Here is a 20,519-nt window from a genome sequence, read left to right as displayed (position 1 = left end):
TTCCGAGATTGCGCATTCCTTATGAGAGTTTGCTGGCAGGGGTCTAGGCTGTGCAGTGGCCACTCCGGCCCCATCGCGAGCAAGCCCGGCTCCCACAGGGGAGCGCGGTCAACATGTGGGAGCTGGCTTGCCTGCGATGAAGGCGTCAGCCACGCCAAAGAACTTACAGGCTCAACGAACGATTCGACGCCTTGATGAACTCCTTCTTCAAATCCTCAAACGTATGCACCGCCGGGAACTGCGGGAACTCGCGAATCACGTTCTCCGGCGCGTGGAACAGAATCCCACGGTCGGCCTCACCCAGCATGGTGGTGTCGTTGTAGGAATCACCAGCGGCAATCACGCGGTAGTACAGGGTCTTGAAGGCCAGCACCGACTGACGCTTGGGATCTTTCTGACGCAGCTGGTAGCTCACCACCCGGTCACTCTCGTCGGTGATCAACCGGTGGCACAGCAAGGTCGGGAAACCCAGTTGGCGCATCAGCGGCTGGGAGAACTCATAGAAGGTGTCAGACAGGATCACCACCTGGAAGCGCTCGCGCAGCCAATTGACGAACTCGATGGCGCCGTCCAGCGGCTTGAGGGTGGCGATCACTTCCTGGATGTCCGAGAGCTTCAGCCCATGCTCATCAAGAATGCGCAGGCGCTGTTTCATCAGCACGTCGTAGTCGGGGATGTCCCGGGTGGTGGCCCGCAAGGATTCAATACCGGTTTTTTCGGCGAAGGCGATCCAGATTTCCGGAACCAGCACCCCTTCCAGGTCGAGACAGGCAATTTCCACAAGACACTCCCATTTAAAGTTATTGAGTTGAGCGAGCAAAAGGACTGCCGAACTCTAGCGATTCACGCTGGCCGCCGCAACGCAGGCGGGATTTTGTTACCATCGCCCCCCTATAGAGCGCTCAGCGCCACTGACCTGTAGGAACCGTCCTGATGAACCAAGCCTTCGACGTCGCTGAACTCGCCGCGACTTACGCCAACAAATCCGCCCAGGACATTCTCAAGCTGGCCTTCAGCCAGTTTGGCGACGACCTGTGGATCTCTTTCAGCGGTGCCGAGGACGTGGTGCTGGTAGACATGGCCTGGAAGCTGAACAAGAACGTCAAGGTGTTCAGCCTCGACACCGGTCGCCTGCACCCGGAGACCTACCGGTTTATCGAGCAGGTGCGTGAGTTCTACAAGATCGACATCGAACTGATCTCGCCGGACCAGAGCAAGCTGGAACCCTTCGTCAAGGAAAAGGGCCTGTTCAGTTTCTACAAGGACGGCCATGGCGAGTGCTGTGGCGTGCGCAAGATCGAACCGCTGCGCCGCAAGCTGTCCGGTGTGAGCGCCTGGGCCACCGGCCAGCGCCGCGACCAGAGCCCCGGCACCCGCAGCCAGGTGGCCGCGCTGGAAATCGATACGGCTTTTTCCACCCCGGAACGCACCCTGTACAAGTTCAACCCGCTGGCGCAGATGACCAGTGAGGAAGTATGGGGTTACATCCGCATGCTGGAGTTGCCGTACAACAGCCTGCACGAGCGCGGTTTTATCAGCATCGGCTGTGAGCCGTGCACCCGTCCGGTACTGCCGAACCAGCACGAACGCGAAGGCCGTTGGTGGTGGGAAGAAGCAACCCAAAAAGAATGCGGGTTGCACGCCGGGAACATCATCAGCAAGGCGTAACGCCTGAGCCAGAATCCTGTACACAGAAATGTCACCATCGGTGCCATTTTTGTGTGCATTTATAAGATCCTGCACCGAAAAGTTACATCCTCCCTCGTCACACCTCTTCTAAAATCCCCGCCCCTCTCTGCGCTACAAAATAAATAGCTGTTCAAACGGTCAATTTATATCGCTTTAAATTCAGCCGGTTATTTCCAATCACGCTAAAAACCAAATCGCCGTGTATTTCATCCGGCGAAAATCTGGCACGCATGTGGCTTAAGGCAAAACACACTTTGTATACAATTAATAAAAAAGATACATACACTTTGACATCAGCCGCTCTCCTGCTGATGTCCAGGAGCCTGCCGGAATGCGTACAAGTCTCTCCAATAACATCGCACTGGATCTGCCCTCCTCCACCCTGAACCCCGAGGCCACGAGCCCCGGCCCGTTGGTCCTCAGCCCGCGCCTGCACAACAAGGACCTGGCGCCTACCAAGGCCGAAGGCCGGCGCTGGGGCCGCTACAGCATCTTTGCCTTGTGGACCAACGATGTGCACAACATCGCCAACTACTCCTTCGCCATCGGCCTGTATGCGCTGGGCCTGGGTGGCTGGCAGATTCTGCTGTCCCTGGGGATCGGCGCGGCGCTGGTGTACTTCTTCATGAACCTGTCGGGCTATATGGGGCAGAAGACCGGCGTACCGTTTCCAGTGATCAGCCGTATCAGTTTTGGCATCCATGGTGCGCAGATCCCGGCACTGATTCGTGCGGTGATCGCGATTGCCTGGTTCGGGATACAGACCTACCTGGCCTCGGTGGTTTTCCGCGTGCTGTTGACGGCGGTTCACCCAGGTTTTGCCGACTACGACCACAACTCGATCCTCGGCCTGTCCACCCTGGGCTGGGCGTGTTTTGTGGCGATCTGGTTTGTGCAGCTCGCCATCCTCGCCTATGGGATGGAGATGGTGCGCCGCTATGAAGCCTTCGCCGGGCCGGTGATTCTGCTGACAGTAGCGTCCCTGGCCGGCTGGATGTATTTCCAGGCCGGCGGCCAGATCGCCTGGTCGATCCGCGAGCCGCTGACCGGTGGTGAGATGTGGCGCAATATCTTTGCCGGCGGCGCGCTGTGGCTGGCGATCTACGGCACGCTGATCCTGAATTTCTGCGACTTCGCCCGCTCCTCGCCGTGCCGCAAGACCATCAAGGTCGGCAACTTCTGGGGCCTGCCGGTGAATATCCTGGTGTTCGCGGCCATCACCGTGCTGCTGTGCGGCGGGCAGTTCCACCTCAATGGCCGGGTGATCGAGAGCCCTACGGAAATCATTGCGGCGATACCCAACACATTCTTCCTGGTGCTGGGCTGCCTAGCGTTCCTGATTGTGACCGTGGCGGTGAACATCATGGCCAACTTCGTCGCACCCGCCTTTGTGCTGAGCAACCTGGCGCCCAAGTACCTGAACTTCCGCCGCGCCGGGCTGATCAGCGCCACCGTGGCGGTGTTGATCCTGCCGTGGAACCTCTACAACAGCCCGCTGGTGATCGTGTATTTCCTCTCGGGGCTGGGCGCTCTGCTGGGGCCGTTGTACGGCGTGATCATGGTCGACTACTGGTTGATCCGTAAAAGCCAGGTGGACGTGCCGCAGTTGTATAGCGAAGACCCGAATGGCGCTTATTACTACAGCCGCGGGATCAATTTGCGGGCGGTGGCGGCGTTTATTCCTGCGGCGGTGATCGCCATTCTCCTCGCCCTGCTGCCCGGTTTCGCCCTCGTCTCGCCCTTCTCCTGGCTGATTGGCGCCGGTATTGCAGGGCTGCTGTACCTGCTGTTCGCCAAGCGCCAGCCGTACTACGCCGATGTGAGCGGCGAAAGCATTGCAGTCGATAACGTCAGTCATTAAGTAAGGACATTCCATGCGCATCCTTGTGGTCAACGTCAACACCACCGAGTCCATCACCGAGGCCATCGCCAAACAGGCACGGGCGGTGGCGTCCCCCGGCACCGAGATCGTCGGCCTGACTCCGTTTTTCGGTGCCGAATCGGTGGAAGGCAATTTCGAAAGCTACCTGGCGGCCATCGCGGTGATGGACCGGGTGATGGCTTACGACCAGCCGTTCGATGCGGTAATCCAGGCCGGCTACGGCGAACATGGCCGCGAAGGCTTGCAGGAGTTGCTCAACGTGCCGGTGGTGGACATCACCGAAGCGGCCGCCAGCACCGCGATGTTCCTCGGACATGCCTACTCCGTGGTGACGACTCTGGACCGCACCGTGCCGCTGATCGAGGACCGGCTGAAACTGGCCGGCTTATATCAGCGGTGCGCGTCGGTACGGGCCAGCGGCATGGCGGTATTGGAACTGGAGGAAGACCCGCTGCGGGCCATGGAGGCCATCGTGCGCCAGGCTGAATTGGCGATCAGCGAAGACAAGGCCGAAGTGATCTGCCTGGGCTGCGGCGGCATGGCCGGGCTGGATGAGCAGATTCGCTACCGCACGGGTGTGCCGGTGGTGGACGGTGTGACCTCGGCGGTCACGATTGCCGAAGGCCTGGTGCGGTTGGGACTGTCGACCTCGAAGATCCGCACGTATGCGACGCCGAGGCCGAAGAAAGTGATCGGCTGGCCCGGAAAGTTCGGACATTGAAGATCCAAAATGTGGGAGCGGACTTGCTCGCGAAAGCGGTGGATCAGTCGATGCATGTGGTGACTGTCACACCGCCTTCGCGAGCAAGCCCGCTCCCACACTTTGATCCCCACAAGGATCAAATGGCGCTGAACCGCCGCCCCAACTCGCGTTCGACAAACTGCTCCAGGATGAAATCCACAAACGCCCGGGTCTTGCCGGGCAGCAGCTTGTGTTCGGCGTAGTACAGCGAGATGTTGCCGTCGTCGACGTACCAGTCGGGCAGCACTCGCACCAGTTGGCCGCTGTCCAGATACGGCACCGCCATCGGCATGCTGACCAGCGCAATCCCCAGGCCCTGGGCGCTGGCGCAGCAGGCAGCGCCCGAGTCGCTCATGGTCATGCGCGGCTTGAGCACCAGCGGGCGTTGTTCGCGGGTGCGGTGGGTGAGTTGCCACGAACGCACGCGCCCGGTTTGCGGTGAGCGGATCAGGATGCCGTTGCACACAGACAAGTCCTCGGGCGCGACCACCGGCTTGCGTTTGGCGAGGTATTCCGGTGAGGCCAGCAGGATCCGGTGAGCCGGCGCCAGCTTGCGCGCGACCACGCCCTGGGGCAGCTCAAAACCACCGCCGATCGCGGCATCGAAACCCTGGCCGATCAGGTCCACCTGGCGGTTATCGAAATGCCAGTCGGGGTTGATATCAGGAAAGCGCTTTAGAAACTCCCCCAGCAACGGCACCACATAACGGTTGCCGAACACCGTGCCCATGCTCACTTTCAGCGTGCCCACTGGCCGCCCTTCGGCACTGGCCAGGTTAGCCACGGCGTTTTGAATGGTGGTGAGGCTGCCGCTGACTTCTTCGAGGAAGAGCTTGCCGGCCTCAGTCAGCGTCAGGCGCCGGGTACTGCGCTGGAACAGCCTTACACCCAGGCGCGCCTCCAGCTTGGCCACACTTTTGCCCACGGCCGCCGGGGTCAGGCTCAGGTGCCGGGCAGCCTCGGCAAAACTGCCGCCTTCGGCGCTGCGCACGAAGCATTCGATACTGCCAAAGCTTTCCATATCGCCCCACTCTAAACTTTTGGTTTACACAGACTATAGCAATCACGGTCTACCGGGCGCGCCGGGTGAGGTCGATACTCGACTCCAACCTCAACACACCTTTTGGAGATCGACATGACCACACAGAACCTCAGCGGCAAAGTCGCCTTGATCCAGGGCGGTTCCCGCGGTATCGGCGCCGCCATCGTCAAGCGCCTGGCCGCACAGGGCGCTGCCGTCGCCTTTACCTACGTCAGTTCGGCTGCCAAGGCTGTAGAGTTGCAGAACAGCGTGATCAGCCAAGGCGGCAAAGCCCTGGCGATTCATGCCGACAGCGCCGACGCAGACGCCATCCGCAGCGCCGTCAACGCCACCGTCGAAGCGTTCGGGCGCCTGGATATCCTGGTCAACAACGCAGGCGTGCTGGCCGTCGGCCCGCTGGAAGATTTCAAGCTGGAAGACTTCGACCGCACCCTCGCCATCAACGTACGCAGCGTATTTGTCGCCACCCAGGAAGCCGCGCGGCACATGGGCGAAGGTGGCCGCATCATCAACATCGGCAGCACCAATGCCGATCGCATGCCGTTTGCCGGTGGCGGCCCGTACGCCATGAGCAAATCGGCGCTGGTCGGCCTGACCAAAGGCCTGGCCCGCGACCTGGGCCCACGGGGCATCACCATCAATAACGTACAGCCAGGCCCGGTGGACACCGACATGAACCCGGCAAGCGGTGATTTCGCCGAAAGCCTGATCGGCTTCATGGCCGTGGGCCGTTATGGCCATGTAGAAGAGATCGCCAGTTTCGTCGCCTATCTGGCAGGCCCTGAGGCCGGCTACATCACCGGCGCCAGCCTGACCATCGACGGTGGTTTCGGCGCCTGAACCAACGCTGCGACATCACACCACGCTCCGACCTTGGTCGACACTGACTAACGCCAAGCATCATGCGAGACTGTTCGCCCGGGCCGGGAATGCCCGGGCGTTCTTATGTCTGGAGTTCTCATGACGCTGTCCAGCGGGCTGATCGCCGCCGTTGCCCTGGCCTATATGGCCATTATGTTTGCCATCGCCTTTTACGGTGACCGTCGCCATGCGCCGCTGCCGCCGCGGATGCGTGCCTGGGTGTATAGCCTGTCGCTGGCGGTGTATTGCACCAGCTGGACATTCTTTGGTGCCGTAGGCCAGGCGGCCGAACAGTTGTGGGCGTTTTTACCGATCTATCTGGGACCGGTGCTGCTGTTGGTGCTCGCGCCGTGGGTCCTGCAGAAGATGGTGCTGATCAGCAAGCAGGAAAACATCACCTCCATCGCCGACTTTATCGCCGCCCGTTACGGCAAATCCCAATCCCTGGCGGTAGTGGTGGCGCTGATCTGTCTGGTGGGCGTCCTGCCTTATATAGCCTTGCAACTCAAAGGCATCGTGCTGGGGGTGAACCTGCTGATCGGCGCCAGCGCCGACACCACGGGCACCCGCTCCCAGGACACGGCGCTGATCGTGTCGCTGGTATTGGCGTTGTTCACCATTGTGTTCGGTACCCGCAACCTGGACGCCACGGAACACCACCGCGGCATGGTGCTGGCGATTGCCTTTGAATCGTTGGTCAAGCTGTTCGCGTTTCTCGCCGTCGGTGCGTTTGTGACCTACGGCCTGTACGACGGTTTCGACGATTTGTTCAGCCAGGCGATGCTCGCGCCACGGCTGGAGGAATACTGGAAAGAGACCGTCAACTGGCCCTCGATGGTGGTGCAGACCGGCGTCGCCATGATGGCGATCATCTGCCTGCCCCGGCAATTCCATGTCACCGTGGTGGAAAATATCGACCCCCAGGACCTGCGCCTGGCCAAGTGGGTATTCCCGGCCTATCTGATCCTGGCCGCCCTGTTTGTGATCCCGATTGCCCTCGGCGGGAAGATGCTGCTGCCGGGTTCGGTATTGCCGGATTCCTACGTGATCAGCCTGCCGTTGGCCGAAGCCCACCCGGCGCTCGCGGTGCTGGCGTTTATCGGCGGCGCTTCGGCGGCTACGGGCATGGTGATCGTCGCGAGCATCGCCCTGTCGACCATGGTCTCCAACGACATGTTGCTGCCCTGGCTGCTGCGCCGTTCCAGTGCCGAGCGGCCGTTCGAAGTGTTCCGTCACTGGATGCTGTCGGTACGCCGGGTGAGCATTGTCATCATCCTGCTGCTGGCTTACGTCAGTTACCGGCTGCTGGGGTCCTCCGCCAGCCTTGCAACCATTGGCCAGATTGCGTTCGCCGCCGTGACCCAGCTGGCACCGGCGATGCTGGGTGCGCTGTACTGGAAACAGGCCAACCGGCGCGGCGTGTTTGCCGGATTGGCGGCGGGTACGTTCCTGTGGTTCTACACCTTGGTCCTGCCGGTCACCGCGAAAAGCCTGGGCTGGTCGTTCAGCCTTTTCCCGGGCATGACGTGGCTGCATTCGCATCCGCTGGGCTTGTCTGTAACTTCTCTGACGCTGGGCACCGTATTTTCCCTGGCGGGTAACTTCACACTGTTTGTGTGGGTCTCAATGCTGTCGCGTACGCGGGTGTCGGAGCATTGGCAGGCCGGGCGTTTTATTGGCCAGGAAATCAGCCAGCGAGCCAGCGCCCGCTCAATGCTTTCGGTGCAGATCAATGATTTGCTCAGCCTCGCAGCGCGGTTTGTCGGTGAAGAACGGGCTCACCAGAGTTTTGTGCGCTTCGCCTATCGCCAAGGCAAAGGGTTTAACCCCAACCAGAACGCTGACAATGACTGGATTGCCCACACCGAACGCCTGTTGGCCGGTGTGCTCGGGGCTTCATCGACCCGCGCAGTGGTGAAAGCCGCCATTGAAGGCAGGGAAATGCAGTTGGAGGACGTAGTACGCATCGCCGACGAGGCGTCGGAAGTGCTGCAGTTCAACCGGGCATTGCTGCAAGGCGCCATCGAAAACATCACCCAGGGCATCAGCGTGGTCGACCAGTCCCTGCGGCTGGTGGCGTGGAACCGGCGGTACCTGGAGCTGTTCAATTACCCCGAAGGCCTGATCAGTGTGGGCCGGCCGATAGCCGACATCATTCGCTACAACGCCGAGCGCGGGCTGTGCGGCCCGGGCGAGGCCGAAGTGCACGTGGCGCGCCGCCTGCACTGGATGCGTCAGGGCCGTGCGCATACCTCCGAGCGGCTGTTTCCCAATGGCCGGGTGATCGAGCTGATCGGCAACCCGATGCCGGGTGGCGGGTTTGTGATGAGCTTCACCGACATCACCGCGTTCCGCGAAGCCGAGCAGGCGTTGACCGAGGCCAATGAAGGCCTGGAACAGCGGGTGACCGAGCGAACCCACGAACTGTCGCAACTCAACGTCGCGCTGACCGATGCCAAGGGCGTGGCCGAGACCGCCAGCCAGTCGAAAACCCGGTTCCTCGCAGCGGTCAGTCACGACTTGATGCAACCGTTGAACGCCGCAAGGCTGTTCTCTGCCGCCCTCTCCCACCAGAACGACGGCATGTCGCCGGATGCCCGGCAGTTGGTGCAGCATCTGGACAGCTCGTTGCGTTCGGCGGAAGACCTGATCAGCGACCTGCTGGATATTTCGCGCCTGGAAAACGGCAAGATCAATCCGCAGCGCCAGCCCTTCGTGCTCAATGAACTGTTCGATACGCTGGGCGCCGAGTTCAAGGCGCTGGCTCAGGAGCAGGGCTTGCGCTTCCGCCTGCGGGGCAGCCGTTTGCGGGTCGACAGCGACATCAAGTTGCTGCGGCGGGTGTTGCAGAATTTCCTCACCAACGCGTTCCGGTATGCCGACGGGCCGGTGCTATTGGGTGTGCGGCGCCGTCGCGGCGAGTTGTGCCTGGAAGTATGGGACCGTGGTCCCGGGATTCCCCAGGACAAGCAAAAAGTCATCTTCGAGGAATTCAAACGCCTGGACAGTCACCAGACCCGTGCCGAGAAAGGCCTGGGACTGGGCCTGGCGATTGCCGATGGCCTGTGCCGCGTGCTCGGGCACCGCTTGAGCGTGCGTTCATGGCCGGGCAAAGGCAGCGTGTTCAGCGTGCGTGTGCCGTTGGCGCGCACTCAGGTCAGCGCGCCTGCCAAGCCGGCGCAGGAAAGCGGCCAGCCGTTGAGCGGTGCACAGGTGCTGTGTGTGGATAACGAAGAAAGCATCCTGATCGGCATGCGCAGTTTGCTCACGCGCTGGGGCTGTGAAGTCTGGACCGCCCGCGACCAGGCGCAATGTGCCGCGTTGCTGGCCGAGGGTGTGCGGCCGCAACTGGCCCTGGTGGATTACCACCTCGACCACGGCGAGACCGGCACCGAGTTGATGGGCTGGCTGCGGGCACAACTGGCAGAGCCGATTCCGGGTGTGGTGATCAGTGCCGACGGGCGGCCGGAGATGGTGGCCCAGGTGCATGCGGCAGGGTTGGATTACCTGGCCAAGCCGGTGAAGCCGGCGGCGTTGCGGGCTTTGTTGAGCCGGCACCTGCCGCTTTAGCCCATGTGGGAGCTGGCTTGCCTGCGATGGCATCGCCTCGGTGTATCTGGAGGAACGAGGCGCCTGCATCGCAGGCAAGCCAGCTCCCACAGAGACCGGTGACTATTCTGGCAACTGCGCCACGCCGTCTTCATCGGTCATCGCCCGTTCCAGCAGGTCGGCCGGCAGGCTTTTGCTGGCGCGGGCGCCGAGCAGCTTCAGTTGCTCGGTACGGCTCACCAGGTTTCCGCGTCCGTCGGTCAGCTTGTTGCGCGCTGCGCTGTAGGCTTTGTCCAACTGCTGCAGGCGGTTGCCTACCTCGTCCAGGTCCTGGATAAACAGCACGAACTTGTCGTACAGCCAACCGGCGCGCTCGGCAATTTCCCGGGCGTTCTGGCTTTGCCGTTCCTGTTTCCACAGGCTGTCGATCACCCGCAAGGTGGCCAACAGCGTGGTCGGGCTGACGATCACGATGTTGCGGTCGAAGGCTTCCTGGAACAGGTTCGGCTCGGCTTGAAGCGCCGCCGAAAATGCGGCTTCAATGGGCACGAACAGCAGCACGAAATCCAGGCTGTGCAGGCCTTCCAGACGTTTGTAGTCCTTGCCGGCCAGGCCTTTGACGTGGTTGCGCAAGGACAGTACGTGCTGCTTGAGGGCTGCCTGGCCGATCGCCTGGTCGTCCTCGGCGACGTACTGTTGATAGGCGGTCAGGCTGACCTTGGAGTCCACCACTACCTGCTTGTCCCCCGGCAGCATGATCAACACGTCGGGCTGGAAGCGTTCGCCGTCCGGGCCTTTGAGGTTGACCTGGGTCTGGTACTCGCGGCCCTTTTCCAGACCGGCATGTTCCAGCACCCGCTCCAGGATCAACTCGCCCCAGTTGCCCTGGGTTTTCTGGCCCTTGAGGGCGCGGGTCAGGTTGGTGGCTTCATCGGACAGGCGCAGGTTCAGCTGTTGCAGGCGCTCCAGCTCCTTGGCCAGGGAAAACCGCTCGCGGGCTTCGCTCTGGTAGCTTTCTTCGACACGCTTTTCGAACGACTGGATGCGCTCCTTGAGCGGGTCGAGCAATTGGCCGAGGCGCTGTTGGCTGGTTTCGGCGAAGCGTTGCTCGCGCTCGTCGAAGATCTTCCCGGCGAGTTCAGCGAACTGCGCGCGCAGCTCATCACGGGAACCTTGCAGGTCACTGAGGCGTTGCTGATGGCTTTCCTGTTGCTCGCGCAATTCGGCGCGCAGGGACGCGGACAAGGCATCCAGGCGGCGTAGTTCGGTTTCCTTGGCGGAACGGTCGAGGTTCCAGGCGTGGGCGGCGTCGCGGGCGTTGTCACGGTCGATCTGCAGCAGTTCGACTTCCCGGCGCACGGCGGCCAGATCAGCCTGTTTGGCAGCGTTGGCCTGGCTCAGGTCGCTGATTTCGTCACGGCTGGCGTCCAACTGCGCGGCGAGCCCTTCCTGGGCCAGTTGTGCGGTGGCCAGGCGCTCTTCGAGCAATTCCCAGCCGGCCATTCGCGCGCTCAGTCGGCGCTGAATCTGCCAGCACAGCCCCAACAGCGGCAACCCAGCAGCGGCGAGACCCAGCACAACACTGGTCCAGTCAAAAGCCATAGCGATTCCTGCCGTCACCCGAAAAGAAGAAGGTTAACCAAGCCAGCGCATTGAGGACAGCTCAGTCTTCGATCTGGCCCAGTTCACGCTGGGCGATGCGGTCACCGGCGCGGGCGGCCTGGCGCAGCAGTTCGTGGCCGATACGGCGGTCGCGGGCATTGCCGCACTCGCGGCACATCAACTGGCCCAGACGGCTTTGCGCCACCACCACGCCAGCACGAGCCGGTTGCTTGAGCAAATGCCCTGCAAAATGTTTGACGTTGGGGCTGTGGCCCAGGCGCGGGCTGTCGAGCAACCACAAGGCAACTTTCAGGGAAAAACGCTTGGGTGCGGTAACAACCTGAGGGCTGTCGGTAACAGAAGGTGATACTGAGCGAAACTTCATAAAGCACTGTGGGACAGAACGGAAGGCGCGCCACTCTACTCTTTTTTTCGTACAGGTAAAGCTGAAAAAAGCCTGCACGCCCGTTCTAGAGCAAGCGCTTGGGACAATCCACAGAAGCTGTGGATAACTCAGTGGACAACCGTTCTGTAAGTCCCGCAAAGGCCCATGGAACGGGGGCCGCAGTCAAACTGACGATTTTTTCACCAATAAAAAAAAGCTCGATTTTTCATTGACTTAAATTTTAGTTGCAGGCACCCGGGCGCTTTGCGGGGCGTATGTCAGTTCAGTTACACAGGGCGCCACCAATGTGCACAACTACCCACTCGCCGGTTATATCAACCGCGTTTTTTGCTCAGGCAGCGGCTAAGGAATGTTACCGCAGGCCCAGGACCCGAAAAGTTTTTTGCCTATCACACTTCCTTTCATCGTTTCAATCCGTTACTATCCGCGGCGTTAGTACCAAGCTGAAAGTCAATTCTGGTCGAACAACTCCCTCACGGCACCGCCGACAAAAAGGGATCGACCACCTCGATGGTTTCCAGGTATCACTTGCGACGACACGGCCTTTGAACAATGCAAAGGGTGTCGCGAAGTTTCCATACTCTGAAAGAACCAACCTGCAAATTGATCAGGATCTTCACCCCGGGCCCAGAACCTTTGCCCCTGTTGTGTTGCCTGCCCTCCTAAGTACCTACCTGCCAGCCCAAGCGCGCCAACTTAATAGCGCTTCAAACTGGCTGCTTTGTTCCAGTCGGGTTCTTCGTTCGATCAATGGTGATCAACGTCACTGGAACGTTTTAACGTTGCACGGTTCTTAACCGTGTCATTTGTAGGAACACCAATAATATGTCCACTCAAATCCACACTCAGGATGCCATTCGCACCCTCACCAACGCTTTTGCACCAATGAACTGCCTGATCATGGCCGCTCGCAAAGGCTGCTTCAGCTTTACCCTGGTCAACGAACACGGCATCGCTCGTCACAGCGAACGCCTGTACCCCGATCAATACTCCAGCGCAGAACCGCTGCAGGCCGTGATCGATCGTACTCGCCAGGCACTGGTTGCCTGATCGACCCGAATCGCTGAAACACAAAAACCCCGGTTAAAACCCGGGGTTTTTTATTGCCTGAAATTCAGGCGCGCTAAGTTTAAATTGATATAAACGATATAACTAAATGATGAAAATATTTTAAAAACAGTCCTTTACATCGTAAATATGACACTACACTTCAACTCAAGCGGCATGATCCGCTTCCGGCGGACCTGAGATCCGATTCACCGCTGCCAAGCCCTCGCTCAGGTATCGCCGATTAATTTCATGGATTGAGGCATTTATGGGCATCGCCGCCAGCGAATTGTGTCGTTATGTGATCCGGCCCACCCTGCTTTACCTGGGTCGCCATAACCAGACGGCTGAATCCCTGCTGCTGGGCATCGCCGCCAGCCAGTCGGCGCTCGGCTCAGCCCTGCACGACCGCCGCGGCCATGGCCTCTACAGCATCACCGAGCCGCGTCATCGCGCGCTGTGGGATAACTACCTGGCGCTGGACCCCGAGCGCGCCAGCCTGGTACGCGGACTCGCCAGCCAGCATGCCTTCCTCAGCGGGCCGCAGCTTGAGCTGACGGTCAACCTGCGCTACGCCACCGCCATCGCCTGGCTGCTGGTGGAACAACACCGCCCAAACCTGCCACCGGCCGACGACGTATTGGCGATGGCACGTATCTGGAAAGAAATATTTCACCCTCAAGGCCGGCTCCGGGATTTCACCCAGGCCTGGCAAACCTGTGTTTCACCCATGAATCACGTCGCCTGTTGACCGGGCGATTTGCAAGATTCGGCTAAAAACGTTGATTTTGGTCGGATTGTCCTACAAAACCGCTCTATCTCCTGTGTTTGAGCCTATAGCGCAAACATAAATTTATTGTTACTTTCCGCAGCGGTGATCACCACGGAGTTCTAATAATGAAAAAAGTAATGCTCAAGACGACACTTAGCCTCGCCGTTGCAATGGCATCCTCCCACGTGTTCGCGAGCGGCTTCGCCCTCAACGAACAAGACGTTGCCGGGATGGGTACCGGTTTTGCGGGACGTTCTTCATCTGCCGATAACGCAAGCACTGTTTATGGCAACCCTGCCGGTATGGCTCGCCTTGAAGGCCAGCAAATCACGGGTGGTGTTGCAGCCATCGATGCCTCGACCGACATCAAAGATGCCGGCGGCCGTTCCAGGGGCACCAACAAAGGCGACATGGTGCCCTTCACCGGCGTACCGTTCGGCTTCTACACCAACAAACTCAACGATCAGTGGGCTGTCGGCTTTGGTGTTTACGCACCGTTCGGCCTGGTGACTGATTACGAACGCGGCTTCCAGGGCAGCGGGTTCGGCAGCTACAGCAAAGTATCTGTAATCACTCTGCAGCCAACGGTCAGCTACGCATTCAACGACCGGGTTTCCATCGGTTTCGGTCCTACCATCAACCGGATCTCCGGCAAGCTGGAGTCCGAACTGACCCTGAACCCTGCCGTGCCTTCGACCAACGTCACGATCAAGGGCGACGATACCGCCATTGGTTTCAACGTCGGCGTACTGGTACAGGCCACCGATACCACGCGCGTCGGCCTGACCTACCACTCCAAGGTCAGCTACAAGCTTGACGGCCACACCGAGGTGACAGCGCCTGCCCCGACTGCCGGTGCCATTGGCAGTGGCCGCTACGACGCCTCGCTGAGCATCGACACGCCAGAGTCTTACGACCTGTCGGTAACCCAGGACCTGACTGACGCCTGGAAACTCTATGGCGGTGCTACCTGGACTCGCTGGAGCCGCCTGAAAGACATCACTGTCAAGAACCAGGGTGTAACGGGCGCCAACGGCTTCCTCGCACCGTCGGTCATCGGCACTATCACTGAACCTCAGAACTGGCACGACACCTGGGCCTACGCCCTGGGTACTTCGTACCAGGTCACCAAGCAAGTGGTACTGCGTACCGGCCTGACTTTCGACCAGTCGCCAACCAACAACACTGACCGTTCCCCACGTATTCCTACTGGCGACCGGACCATCTTCAGTGTGGGCCTGGGTTATGCCGTGATGGATAACATGACTGTTGACCTGGCTTATTCCTACCTGAAGGAAGAGCCGGTAAAAGTTAACAAGTCCAACGCACTGGGTTCCTACAGCGCCAAGTACGAAAACAGCGCCAACGGTTTCGGCCTGGGCGTGACGTACAAGTTCTGATGTAAAGCGGCACAAAAAAGCCCCGCACTCTTGCAAAAGAGGCGGGGCTTTTTTGTGGGCGGTGATCAGGGTTTGGAGGCCAACGCGTCTTCCACCGCCTTGATCAGGTCCGGGCTATCCGGCTTGGTCAGGCTGGAGAAGTTGGCGATCACCTTGCCCTGGCGGTCCACCACGTACTTGTAGAAATTCCACTTCGGCGCACTGCTCTGCTGCGCCAGGATCTTGAACAGATGCACCGCGTCCGGGCCCTTGACCTTCTGTGGTTCGGTCATGGTGAAGGTCACGCCGTAATTAACGTAACAAACCTTGGCAGTTTCCTCCCCGGTCTTGGCTTCCTGCTTGAAGTCATCGGACGGCACGCCAATCACTTCCAGCCCCTGGCCCTTGTAGCGCTGGTACAACGCTTCAAGCCCTTTGAACTGCGGCGCAAACCCGCAGAAGCTGGCGGTGTTGACGATCAGCAGCGGCTTGCCGGCAAAGCGCTGGCACAGGTCGATGGATTCCTTGGCGCGCAGCTTGGGCAACTGGCCTTCAAGCAACGGCGGGCACTCGGCAGCCATGGCGACACCGCCAAAAGCCACCATCAGAGCGGGTACTGCGAACCAGCGCATCTGCATGTGAGGTGTCCTTGAAAAGTCTCAGACACAGAACTTAACAGATCGCCATGCCCAACTGCATCAATGCCAGGCCGCCCTGTTGCCAGCCCCACCACGCCAGCAGCAGCAAGAGTCCTGCTCCTGCTGCGCCGAGCCAATGCCAGGCCGAATTCATGCCACCCCCATTTGCGCCTGCAAACGTGCCACCGGGCGCTCGCGCACCGGCCAGTTCAGCGCCGCTGCCACCAGGCTCAGGACGATTGCCACCTGCCAGATCAAATCGTAGCTGCCGGTTCGATCATAGACCACCCCGCCCAACCAGCCGCCGAGGAACGAGCCCAGTTGATGGAACAGGAACACGATCCCACCGAGCATGGAAAGGTTTCTGACACCAAACAAGGTCGCGACCGTGCCGTTGGTCAGTGGCACCGTGGACAGCCACAGGAAGCCCATCGCCATGCCGAACAGGTAGGCGCTGGTCTGCGTCACCGGCGCCCACAGGAAGATCACGATCACCACCGCCCGCAGCAGGTACAAACCGGTCAACAAACGGGGTTTGGACATGCGCCCGCCGAGCCATCCGGCGGTATAGGTGCCAAAGATATTGAACAGGCCGATCAATGCCAGCACGGTCGTCCCCACCGAGGCCGGCAAGTGCTGGTCCACCAGGTACGACGGCAAGTGCACGCCGATAAACACCACCTGGAAACCGCAGACAAAAAAGCCGAACGCCAGCAGCCAGAACCCTGAATGGGAGCAGGCCTCACCCAAGGCTTCGCGCAAGGTCTGCTGGCCAGCCACCGCAGGCAACGGTCGATCCTTGAGCATGGTCACCAACGGCACGATCAGCGCCACCATCAGGCCCAGCACCAGCAACGCGGCGGACCAGCCAAGCCAGCCGATCAAACCGAGGGTGCCCGGCAACATGGCGAACTGGCCGAACGAGCCGGCGGCGCTGGCGATACCCATGGCCATGCTGCGTTTTTCCGGCGCCACGGCACGCCCCACCACCCCGAGGATCACCGAGAACGAAGTACCCGACAGGCCAATGCCGATCAGCAACCCGGCACTCAGGGACAACGACCACGCTGAATCCGAAAGGCCCATGAACACCAGGCCCAGCGCGTAAAGCACACCACCGATCATCACCACCTTGGCGGCGCCGAAGCGGTCGGCCAAGGCGCCGGTAAACGGCTGTGCCAGGCCCCAGATCAGGTTTTGCAGGGCGATGGCAAAGGCAAAGGTTTCACGGCCCCAGCCGAATTCGGCACTCATGGGCGCCAGGAACAGGCCGAAGCCATGTCGCACGCCGAGGGACAACGCGAGGATCAGCGCACTCCCCACAAGAATCCAGCCGCTGGTGCGCCACATCGAGGTCATTTCTTATTCTCCGTTCGCGGGTATATACCCGCTTATCATCGAACAAACTCGCGTCAAGCGAGTTCATCCAGCAAGGCCAACAGGGTTTCGCGCTTTTCGGCGCCCAACTTATCAATCAATTTCTGCTGCGCCGCTTCCCAGGCCGGCAATGCGGCGGCGAGCCGTTCGAGACCCGCCTCGGTCAGCAAGACCAGGCGGTTGCGCAAGTCATCGCCCTCCACCAACTGCACCAGGCCCTCGCCTTCCAGCACCCGCAGGTTGCGCCCCAGTGTGCTGCGATCCAGGCCCATGGCGTCGGCCAGGCTGGAAATGCTCGGTTGATCGAGGCGCTGCAGATTACACAGCAAAGAATACTGGGCAACGTTGATCCCGAAGCCGTCGAGAGCGCCGTCGTAATGCCTGCTGACGCCACGAGCGGCGCGACGCAGGTTTGTGCATAAACATTGGGAGGCAAGCATGGAGCGTGTATATACCCGGGATTAATGAAATGCAAGAAAGTGTTACAGCACCAGACTGATCAACACCGCCAGTTCCAGCAGTTCCAACAGCGCGCCGGCGGTGTCGCCGGTGGTGCCGCCGAGGCGATTGACCATCAATTGGCGCAAGCCGATAAAACAAAGGGCAGCCACCAGCACGGCAATCCCGCCACTGAAACCGCCGATCAAGATACACGCCAGGCCGCTGAGGATCAGCACCTGTTGGCCGACGATCCGTGGCAAATGATCCGCCAGGGCCTGCCCCAGGCCACCGGCGCGCACATAGCGCGTGGTGAGAAACAGCGCCAGCATCGAAGCGCGGCCAATCAACGGTGCGAGGATCAGCGCGGCGCCGTTGTGCTGCTCGATCAATGCCACCAGCGCGGTGAATTTGAGCAGCAACACCAGGCCCAGGGTGACCACCGCGATCGGGCCGCTGCGCGGGTCTTTCATGATGGTCAGGGTGCGCTCGCGGTCACCGAAGCCACCGAGCCAGGCGTCGGCGCTGTCGGCCAGGCCGTCCAGGTGCAGGCCGCCACTGAGCAACACCCACGCGGTCAACAGCAGCGCGGCGTGCAGCAGCAATGGCGCGCCCATCAACACGGCGTTCAAGCCCCACAGCAGTAGCCCGAACAGCAGCCCCACCACCGGATAAAACAGCAACGAACGCCCCAGTTCCTGGGGTTGCGGCATGCCCGGCAAGCGAATCGGCAGGCTGCTGAGAAACTGCAAGGCGATCCAGAACGGCAACATGCTCAGCGTCCTTCCCTTAATACGCCATCCGCCTCGACCTGCAGGCTGAACAGGCCACCATGGCCGACTTCGACATTCAACAGTTGCTCACGCGGCAGGCCTCGCGCCTGGGCCAGCAGCAAACGCATGACTCCACCATGGCTGATCAGCAGCACTCGCTGGCCGGCATAGGCTTGATGCAAGCGGCCGACAGCCCCCAAAACACGCGCGGAGAACTGCGAAACCGGCTCGCCCTGCGGCGGCGTAAAACTGTAGGGATCAGCCCAGAACAGGCCCAGCGCGTCGGCGTCGGTTTCCATCAAGGCTGCAGCGCTCTGCCCTTCCCAGGCGCCGAAGTGCAGTTCCTGCAGATCCTTTTCGAGGGTGACCGGCAGGTTCAGGCGCGTGCCCAACTCCTCGGCAAACCGCGCACAACGTTGCAGCGGCGAACTGACCAGACGCTCCCAAGGGCCCTGCGCCACCACCGCCTCACGCATCTGCTCCCAGCCCTTGGCCGTGAGCGCATCGTCCAGGCTGCCGCGCAAGCCGCCGCCCAGTTCGGTTTCGCCGTGGCGCAGCAGGTCCAGGCGCAAAGTCATGCCGGGCGATCCGCTACGGCTGCTTCGGCGAAGGTCGCCATCTGCCCGTGCAGCGCGCAGGCCAGGCGCAGCAACGGCACAGCGAGCGCGGCGCCACTGCCTTCACCCAGGCGCAGCCCGAGTTCCAGCAAAGGCTCGGCGTTGAGGCTTTGCAGCACGTGACGATGGCCGGGCTCGGCACCGCGGTGGCCGAACAGCAGCCATTCACGACAGCCGGGGTTCAGGCGCGTCGCGACCAAGGCGGCGACGGTGCAGATAAAACCGTCCACCAGCACCACGACACCTTCTTGGGCACAGGCCAGATAGGCACCGACCAGTGCGGCAATCTCAAAGCCGCCGAGGTTGAACAGGGTTTTCAGTGCGTCGTCGCGGTCGCTGGCGTGCAGCGCAAGGGCGCGCTCGATGACGGCGACCTTATGGCTGACACCCTGGGCGTTCAGGCCGGTGCCGGGGCCGGTCAAGTCACTGACCTGGCAATCCAGCAGCGCGCAGGCCAGGGCACTGGCGGCGGTGGTGTTGCCAATGCCCATTTCGCCGCCGATAAACAGTTGCGCACCGCTGGTGATAGCGCGGTGCACGCTGTCGCGGCCGGCTTGCAGGGCCAGTTGGCCCTGGGCTTCGGTCATTGCCGGGCCGTTGACGAAGTTGGCGGTGCCGAGACCGATATTCAGGTGGCGGACGCCCGGCAGGTTCAACGTCGGGGTGATGGTGCCGAGGTCGACCACTTCCAGCTTGGCGTCGAGTTGGCGCGCAAGCACGCTGATGGCGGCGCCACCGGTGACGAAGTTGTGAAGCATCTGGCCAGTGACTTCCTGGGGGAAGGCGGAGACACCTTCGGCGACGACGCCGTGGTCGCCGGCAAAGATCGCGATCCACAGGTGGTCGACGCTGGGTTTGACCTGGCCCTGGAGGCCGGCCAGTTGGACGGCCACGGCTTCCAACTGGCCGAGGGAGCCGGCGGGTTTGGTCAGTTGCTGCTGACGGGCCAGGGCTTGTTCGTGGGCTTGGGGGTCGATCGCCTTGCAGGGGTTGAGCCACCAGGTGTCGGTCATTACGCAGTACCTTTCAAAGTCAGGGGCAGGCCGGCGACGGTCAGGACAACGCGCTGACAACGTTCGGCCAAGGCTTGATGCAGCCAACCGGCTTCATCGACATAGCGGCGAGTCAATTCGCCCAGCGGCACGACACCCATTCCGGTCTCGTTGCTGACAAAAATGATTTCTCCCGGGAGGGTGGCCAGGGTTTGTAGCAGGGCCTCACGCTCTTCTTTGAGACGGTCGGGGTCTTCGAGCATCAGCAGGTTGGTGAGCCATAGGGTCAGGCAGTCGACCAGCAGGCAATGGTTCGGGGTGGCGTTTTCCTTGAGGACACGGGCCAGTTCGACGGGCTCTTCGATCAGGCCCCATTCGGATGGGCGGCGTTCGCGGTGGTGGGCGACGCGTGCGGTCATTTCGCCGTCCAGGGGTTGGCTGGTCGCTATGTAGGTGACGCTTAGGCCGCTGTCGGTGGCGAGTTTTTCAGCCAGGCGGCTTTTGCCGGAGCGGGCGCCGCCGAGGATCAACTGGAGCATGGGTTGTGCCTCTGTTTTTGACTGTGTGTATATCCGTTATTTAGGTAACGGCGACTATTGGTTCCGCTCTTACAGCGGCTCACTTTTGAAGAGCGCAAAAGTAAGCAAAACGCTCTTGCCCCACCACTCGGCACCTCGCTTAGGCTCGGTGTGCCCTCACTCCGGCTTTGGACC

At 61.0% G+C, this 20,519-nt stretch carries 19 protein-coding genes; 8 read left to right on the top strand and 11 right to left on the bottom strand.

All coding sequences use genetic code 11. The annotated features are described in order from the left end of the window. Nucleotides 1-163: 163 nt before the first annotated feature. A complete protein-coding gene (gene thrH / locus V6607_RS08150) occupies nucleotides 164-781 on the bottom strand; it encodes a bifunctional phosphoserine phosphatase/homoserine phosphotransferase ThrH (protein WP_008432686.1) in 618 nt (205 codons plus the stop codon). 152 nt (nucleotides 782-933) lie between these two features. On the opposite strand from thrH, the gene V6607_RS08145 reads away from it, so the two are divergent. From V6607_RS08145 to V6607_RS08135, 3 genes are all read left to right on the top strand, one after another. Further along, nucleotides 934-1,668, top strand: coding sequence for a phosphoadenylyl-sulfate reductase (locus tag V6607_RS08145; protein WP_003214958.1), 735 nt, complete (start codon nucleotides 934-936; stop codon nucleotides 1,666-1,668). A 352-nt stretch (nucleotides 1,669-2,020) separates the two neighbouring features. Continuing rightward, nucleotides 2,021-3,550 (top strand): NCS1 family nucleobase:cation symporter-1, encoded by a 1,530-nt coding sequence (locus V6607_RS08140; RefSeq protein ID WP_008432689.1) that lies wholly within the window; start codon nucleotides 2,021-2,023, stop codon nucleotides 3,548-3,550. 13 nt (nucleotides 3,551-3,563) lie between these two features. Continuing rightward, nucleotides 3,564-4,292, top strand: a complete 729-nt coding sequence (locus tag V6607_RS08135) for an aspartate/glutamate racemase family protein (protein WP_003214954.1) — start codon at nucleotides 3,564-3,566, stop codon at nucleotides 4,290-4,292. Between the two features lie 118 nt (nucleotides 4,293-4,410). Here the strand turns inward: V6607_RS08135 and V6607_RS08130 are convergent, their stop codons facing one another. Continuing rightward, nucleotides 4,411-5,334 (bottom strand): LysR family transcriptional regulator, encoded by a 924-nt coding sequence (locus V6607_RS08130; protein ID WP_102605104.1) that lies wholly within the window; start codon nucleotides 5,332-5,334, stop codon nucleotides 4,411-4,413. 114 nt (nucleotides 5,335-5,448) lie between these two features. On the opposite strand from V6607_RS08130, the gene V6607_RS08125 reads away from it, so the two are divergent. Both V6607_RS08125 and V6607_RS08120 read left to right on the top strand, forming a co-directional pair. Next, nucleotides 5,449-6,195: a 3-oxoacyl-ACP reductase family protein gene (locus V6607_RS08125; protein WP_134325931.1), complete on the top strand. Its 747-nt coding sequence runs from the start codon at nucleotides 5,449-5,451 to the stop codon at nucleotides 6,193-6,195. A gap of 120 nt (nucleotides 6,196-6,315) precedes the next feature. Continuing rightward, nucleotides 6,316-9,786, top strand: a complete 3,471-nt coding sequence (locus V6607_RS08120; RefSeq protein ID WP_003214948.1) for a PAS domain-containing hybrid sensor histidine kinase/response regulator — start codon at nucleotides 6,316-6,318, stop codon at nucleotides 9,784-9,786. A gap of 102 nt (nucleotides 9,787-9,888) precedes the next feature. Here V6607_RS08120 and rmuC read toward each other — a convergent pair whose 3' ends face one another. Then, on the bottom strand, nucleotides 9,889-11,253 hold the full coding sequence (gene rmuC / locus V6607_RS08115; protein WP_173406092.1) for a DNA recombination protein RmuC: 1,365 nt from the start codon (nucleotides 11,251-11,253) through the stop codon (nucleotides 9,889-9,891). 175 nt (nucleotides 11,254-11,428) lie between these two features. Then, complete coding sequence (locus V6607_RS08110; RefSeq protein ID WP_023659092.1) at nucleotides 11,429-11,752, bottom strand: sel1 repeat family protein; 324 nt, start codon at nucleotides 11,750-11,752, stop codon at nucleotides 11,429-11,431. Between the two features lie 846 nt (nucleotides 11,753-12,598). Here V6607_RS08110 and V6607_RS08105 point away from each other — a divergent pair. From V6607_RS08105 to V6607_RS08095, 3 genes are all read left to right on the top strand, one after another. Beyond that, nucleotides 12,599-12,823, top strand: coding sequence for a hypothetical protein (locus V6607_RS08105; RefSeq protein WP_003214941.1), 225 nt, complete (start codon nucleotides 12,599-12,601; stop codon nucleotides 12,821-12,823). A gap of 265 nt (nucleotides 12,824-13,088) precedes the next feature. Then, nucleotides 13,089-13,571 carry a hypothetical protein gene (locus V6607_RS08100; RefSeq protein WP_087695206.1) on the top strand — a complete coding sequence of 161 codons (483 nt, stop codon included), beginning with the start codon at nucleotides 13,089-13,091 and terminating at the stop codon, nucleotides 13,569-13,571. A 146-nt stretch (nucleotides 13,572-13,717) separates the two neighbouring features. Beyond that, on the top strand, nucleotides 13,718-14,992 hold the full coding sequence (locus tag V6607_RS08095) for an outer membrane protein transport protein (RefSeq protein ID WP_026078188.1): 1,275 nt from the start codon (nucleotides 13,718-13,720) through the stop codon (nucleotides 14,990-14,992). 65 nt (nucleotides 14,993-15,057) lie between these two features. Here the strand turns inward: V6607_RS08095 and V6607_RS08090 are convergent, their stop codons facing one another. The 7 genes from V6607_RS08090 to cobU form a co-directional block, all read right to left on the bottom strand. Continuing rightward, entirely contained in the window at nucleotides 15,058-15,609 is a 552-nt protein-coding gene (locus V6607_RS08090) for a redoxin domain-containing protein (RefSeq protein WP_134325930.1), read from the bottom strand. A gap of 150 nt (nucleotides 15,610-15,759) precedes the next feature. Further along, nucleotides 15,760-16,959 (bottom strand): MFS transporter, encoded by a 1,200-nt coding sequence (locus tag V6607_RS08085; protein WP_161635735.1) that lies wholly within the window; start codon nucleotides 16,957-16,959, stop codon nucleotides 15,760-15,762. A gap of 62 nt (nucleotides 16,960-17,021) precedes the next feature. Then, nucleotides 17,022-17,426 (bottom strand): MarR family winged helix-turn-helix transcriptional regulator, encoded by a 405-nt coding sequence (locus V6607_RS08080; protein ID WP_134325929.1) that lies wholly within the window; start codon nucleotides 17,424-17,426, stop codon nucleotides 17,022-17,024. Between the two features lie 42 nt (nucleotides 17,427-17,468). Further along, the gene (locus tag V6607_RS08075; protein ID WP_134325928.1) at nucleotides 17,469-18,197 is read right to left on the bottom strand and encodes an adenosylcobinamide-GDP ribazoletransferase; all 729 of its coding nucleotides are present in this window, start codon (nucleotides 18,195-18,197) and stop codon (nucleotides 17,469-17,471) included. Nucleotides 18,198-18,199: 2 nt separating this feature from the next. Beyond that, nucleotides 18,200-18,775, bottom strand: coding sequence for an alpha-ribazole phosphatase family protein (gene cobC, locus V6607_RS08070; protein WP_003214921.1), 576 nt, complete (start codon nucleotides 18,773-18,775; stop codon nucleotides 18,200-18,202). Then, the gene (gene cobT / locus V6607_RS08065; RefSeq protein WP_008432703.1) at nucleotides 18,772-19,827 is read right to left on the bottom strand and encodes a nicotinate-nucleotide--dimethylbenzimidazole phosphoribosyltransferase; all 1,056 of its coding nucleotides are present in this window, start codon (nucleotides 19,825-19,827) and stop codon (nucleotides 18,772-18,774) included. The genes cobC and cobT overlap by 4 nt, the downstream gene beginning before the upstream one ends. Beyond that, nucleotides 19,827-20,345, bottom strand: a complete 519-nt coding sequence (cobU, locus tag V6607_RS08060) for a bifunctional adenosylcobinamide kinase/adenosylcobinamide-phosphate guanylyltransferase (protein WP_003214917.1) — start codon at nucleotides 20,343-20,345, stop codon at nucleotides 19,827-19,829. Before cobU ends, cobT begins: the two co-directional genes overlap by 1 nt. Nucleotides 20,346-20,519 lie beyond the last annotated feature (174 nt).

It is taken from the genome of Pseudomonas sp. KK18, from assembly GCF_037094675.1.
Classification (GTDB): domain Bacteria; phylum Pseudomonadota; class Gammaproteobacteria; order Pseudomonadales; family Pseudomonadaceae; genus Aquipseudomonas.
The sequence above is the reverse complement of the archived record's forward strand: the minus strand, read 5'-3'. Positions and strand labels throughout refer to the sequence as shown.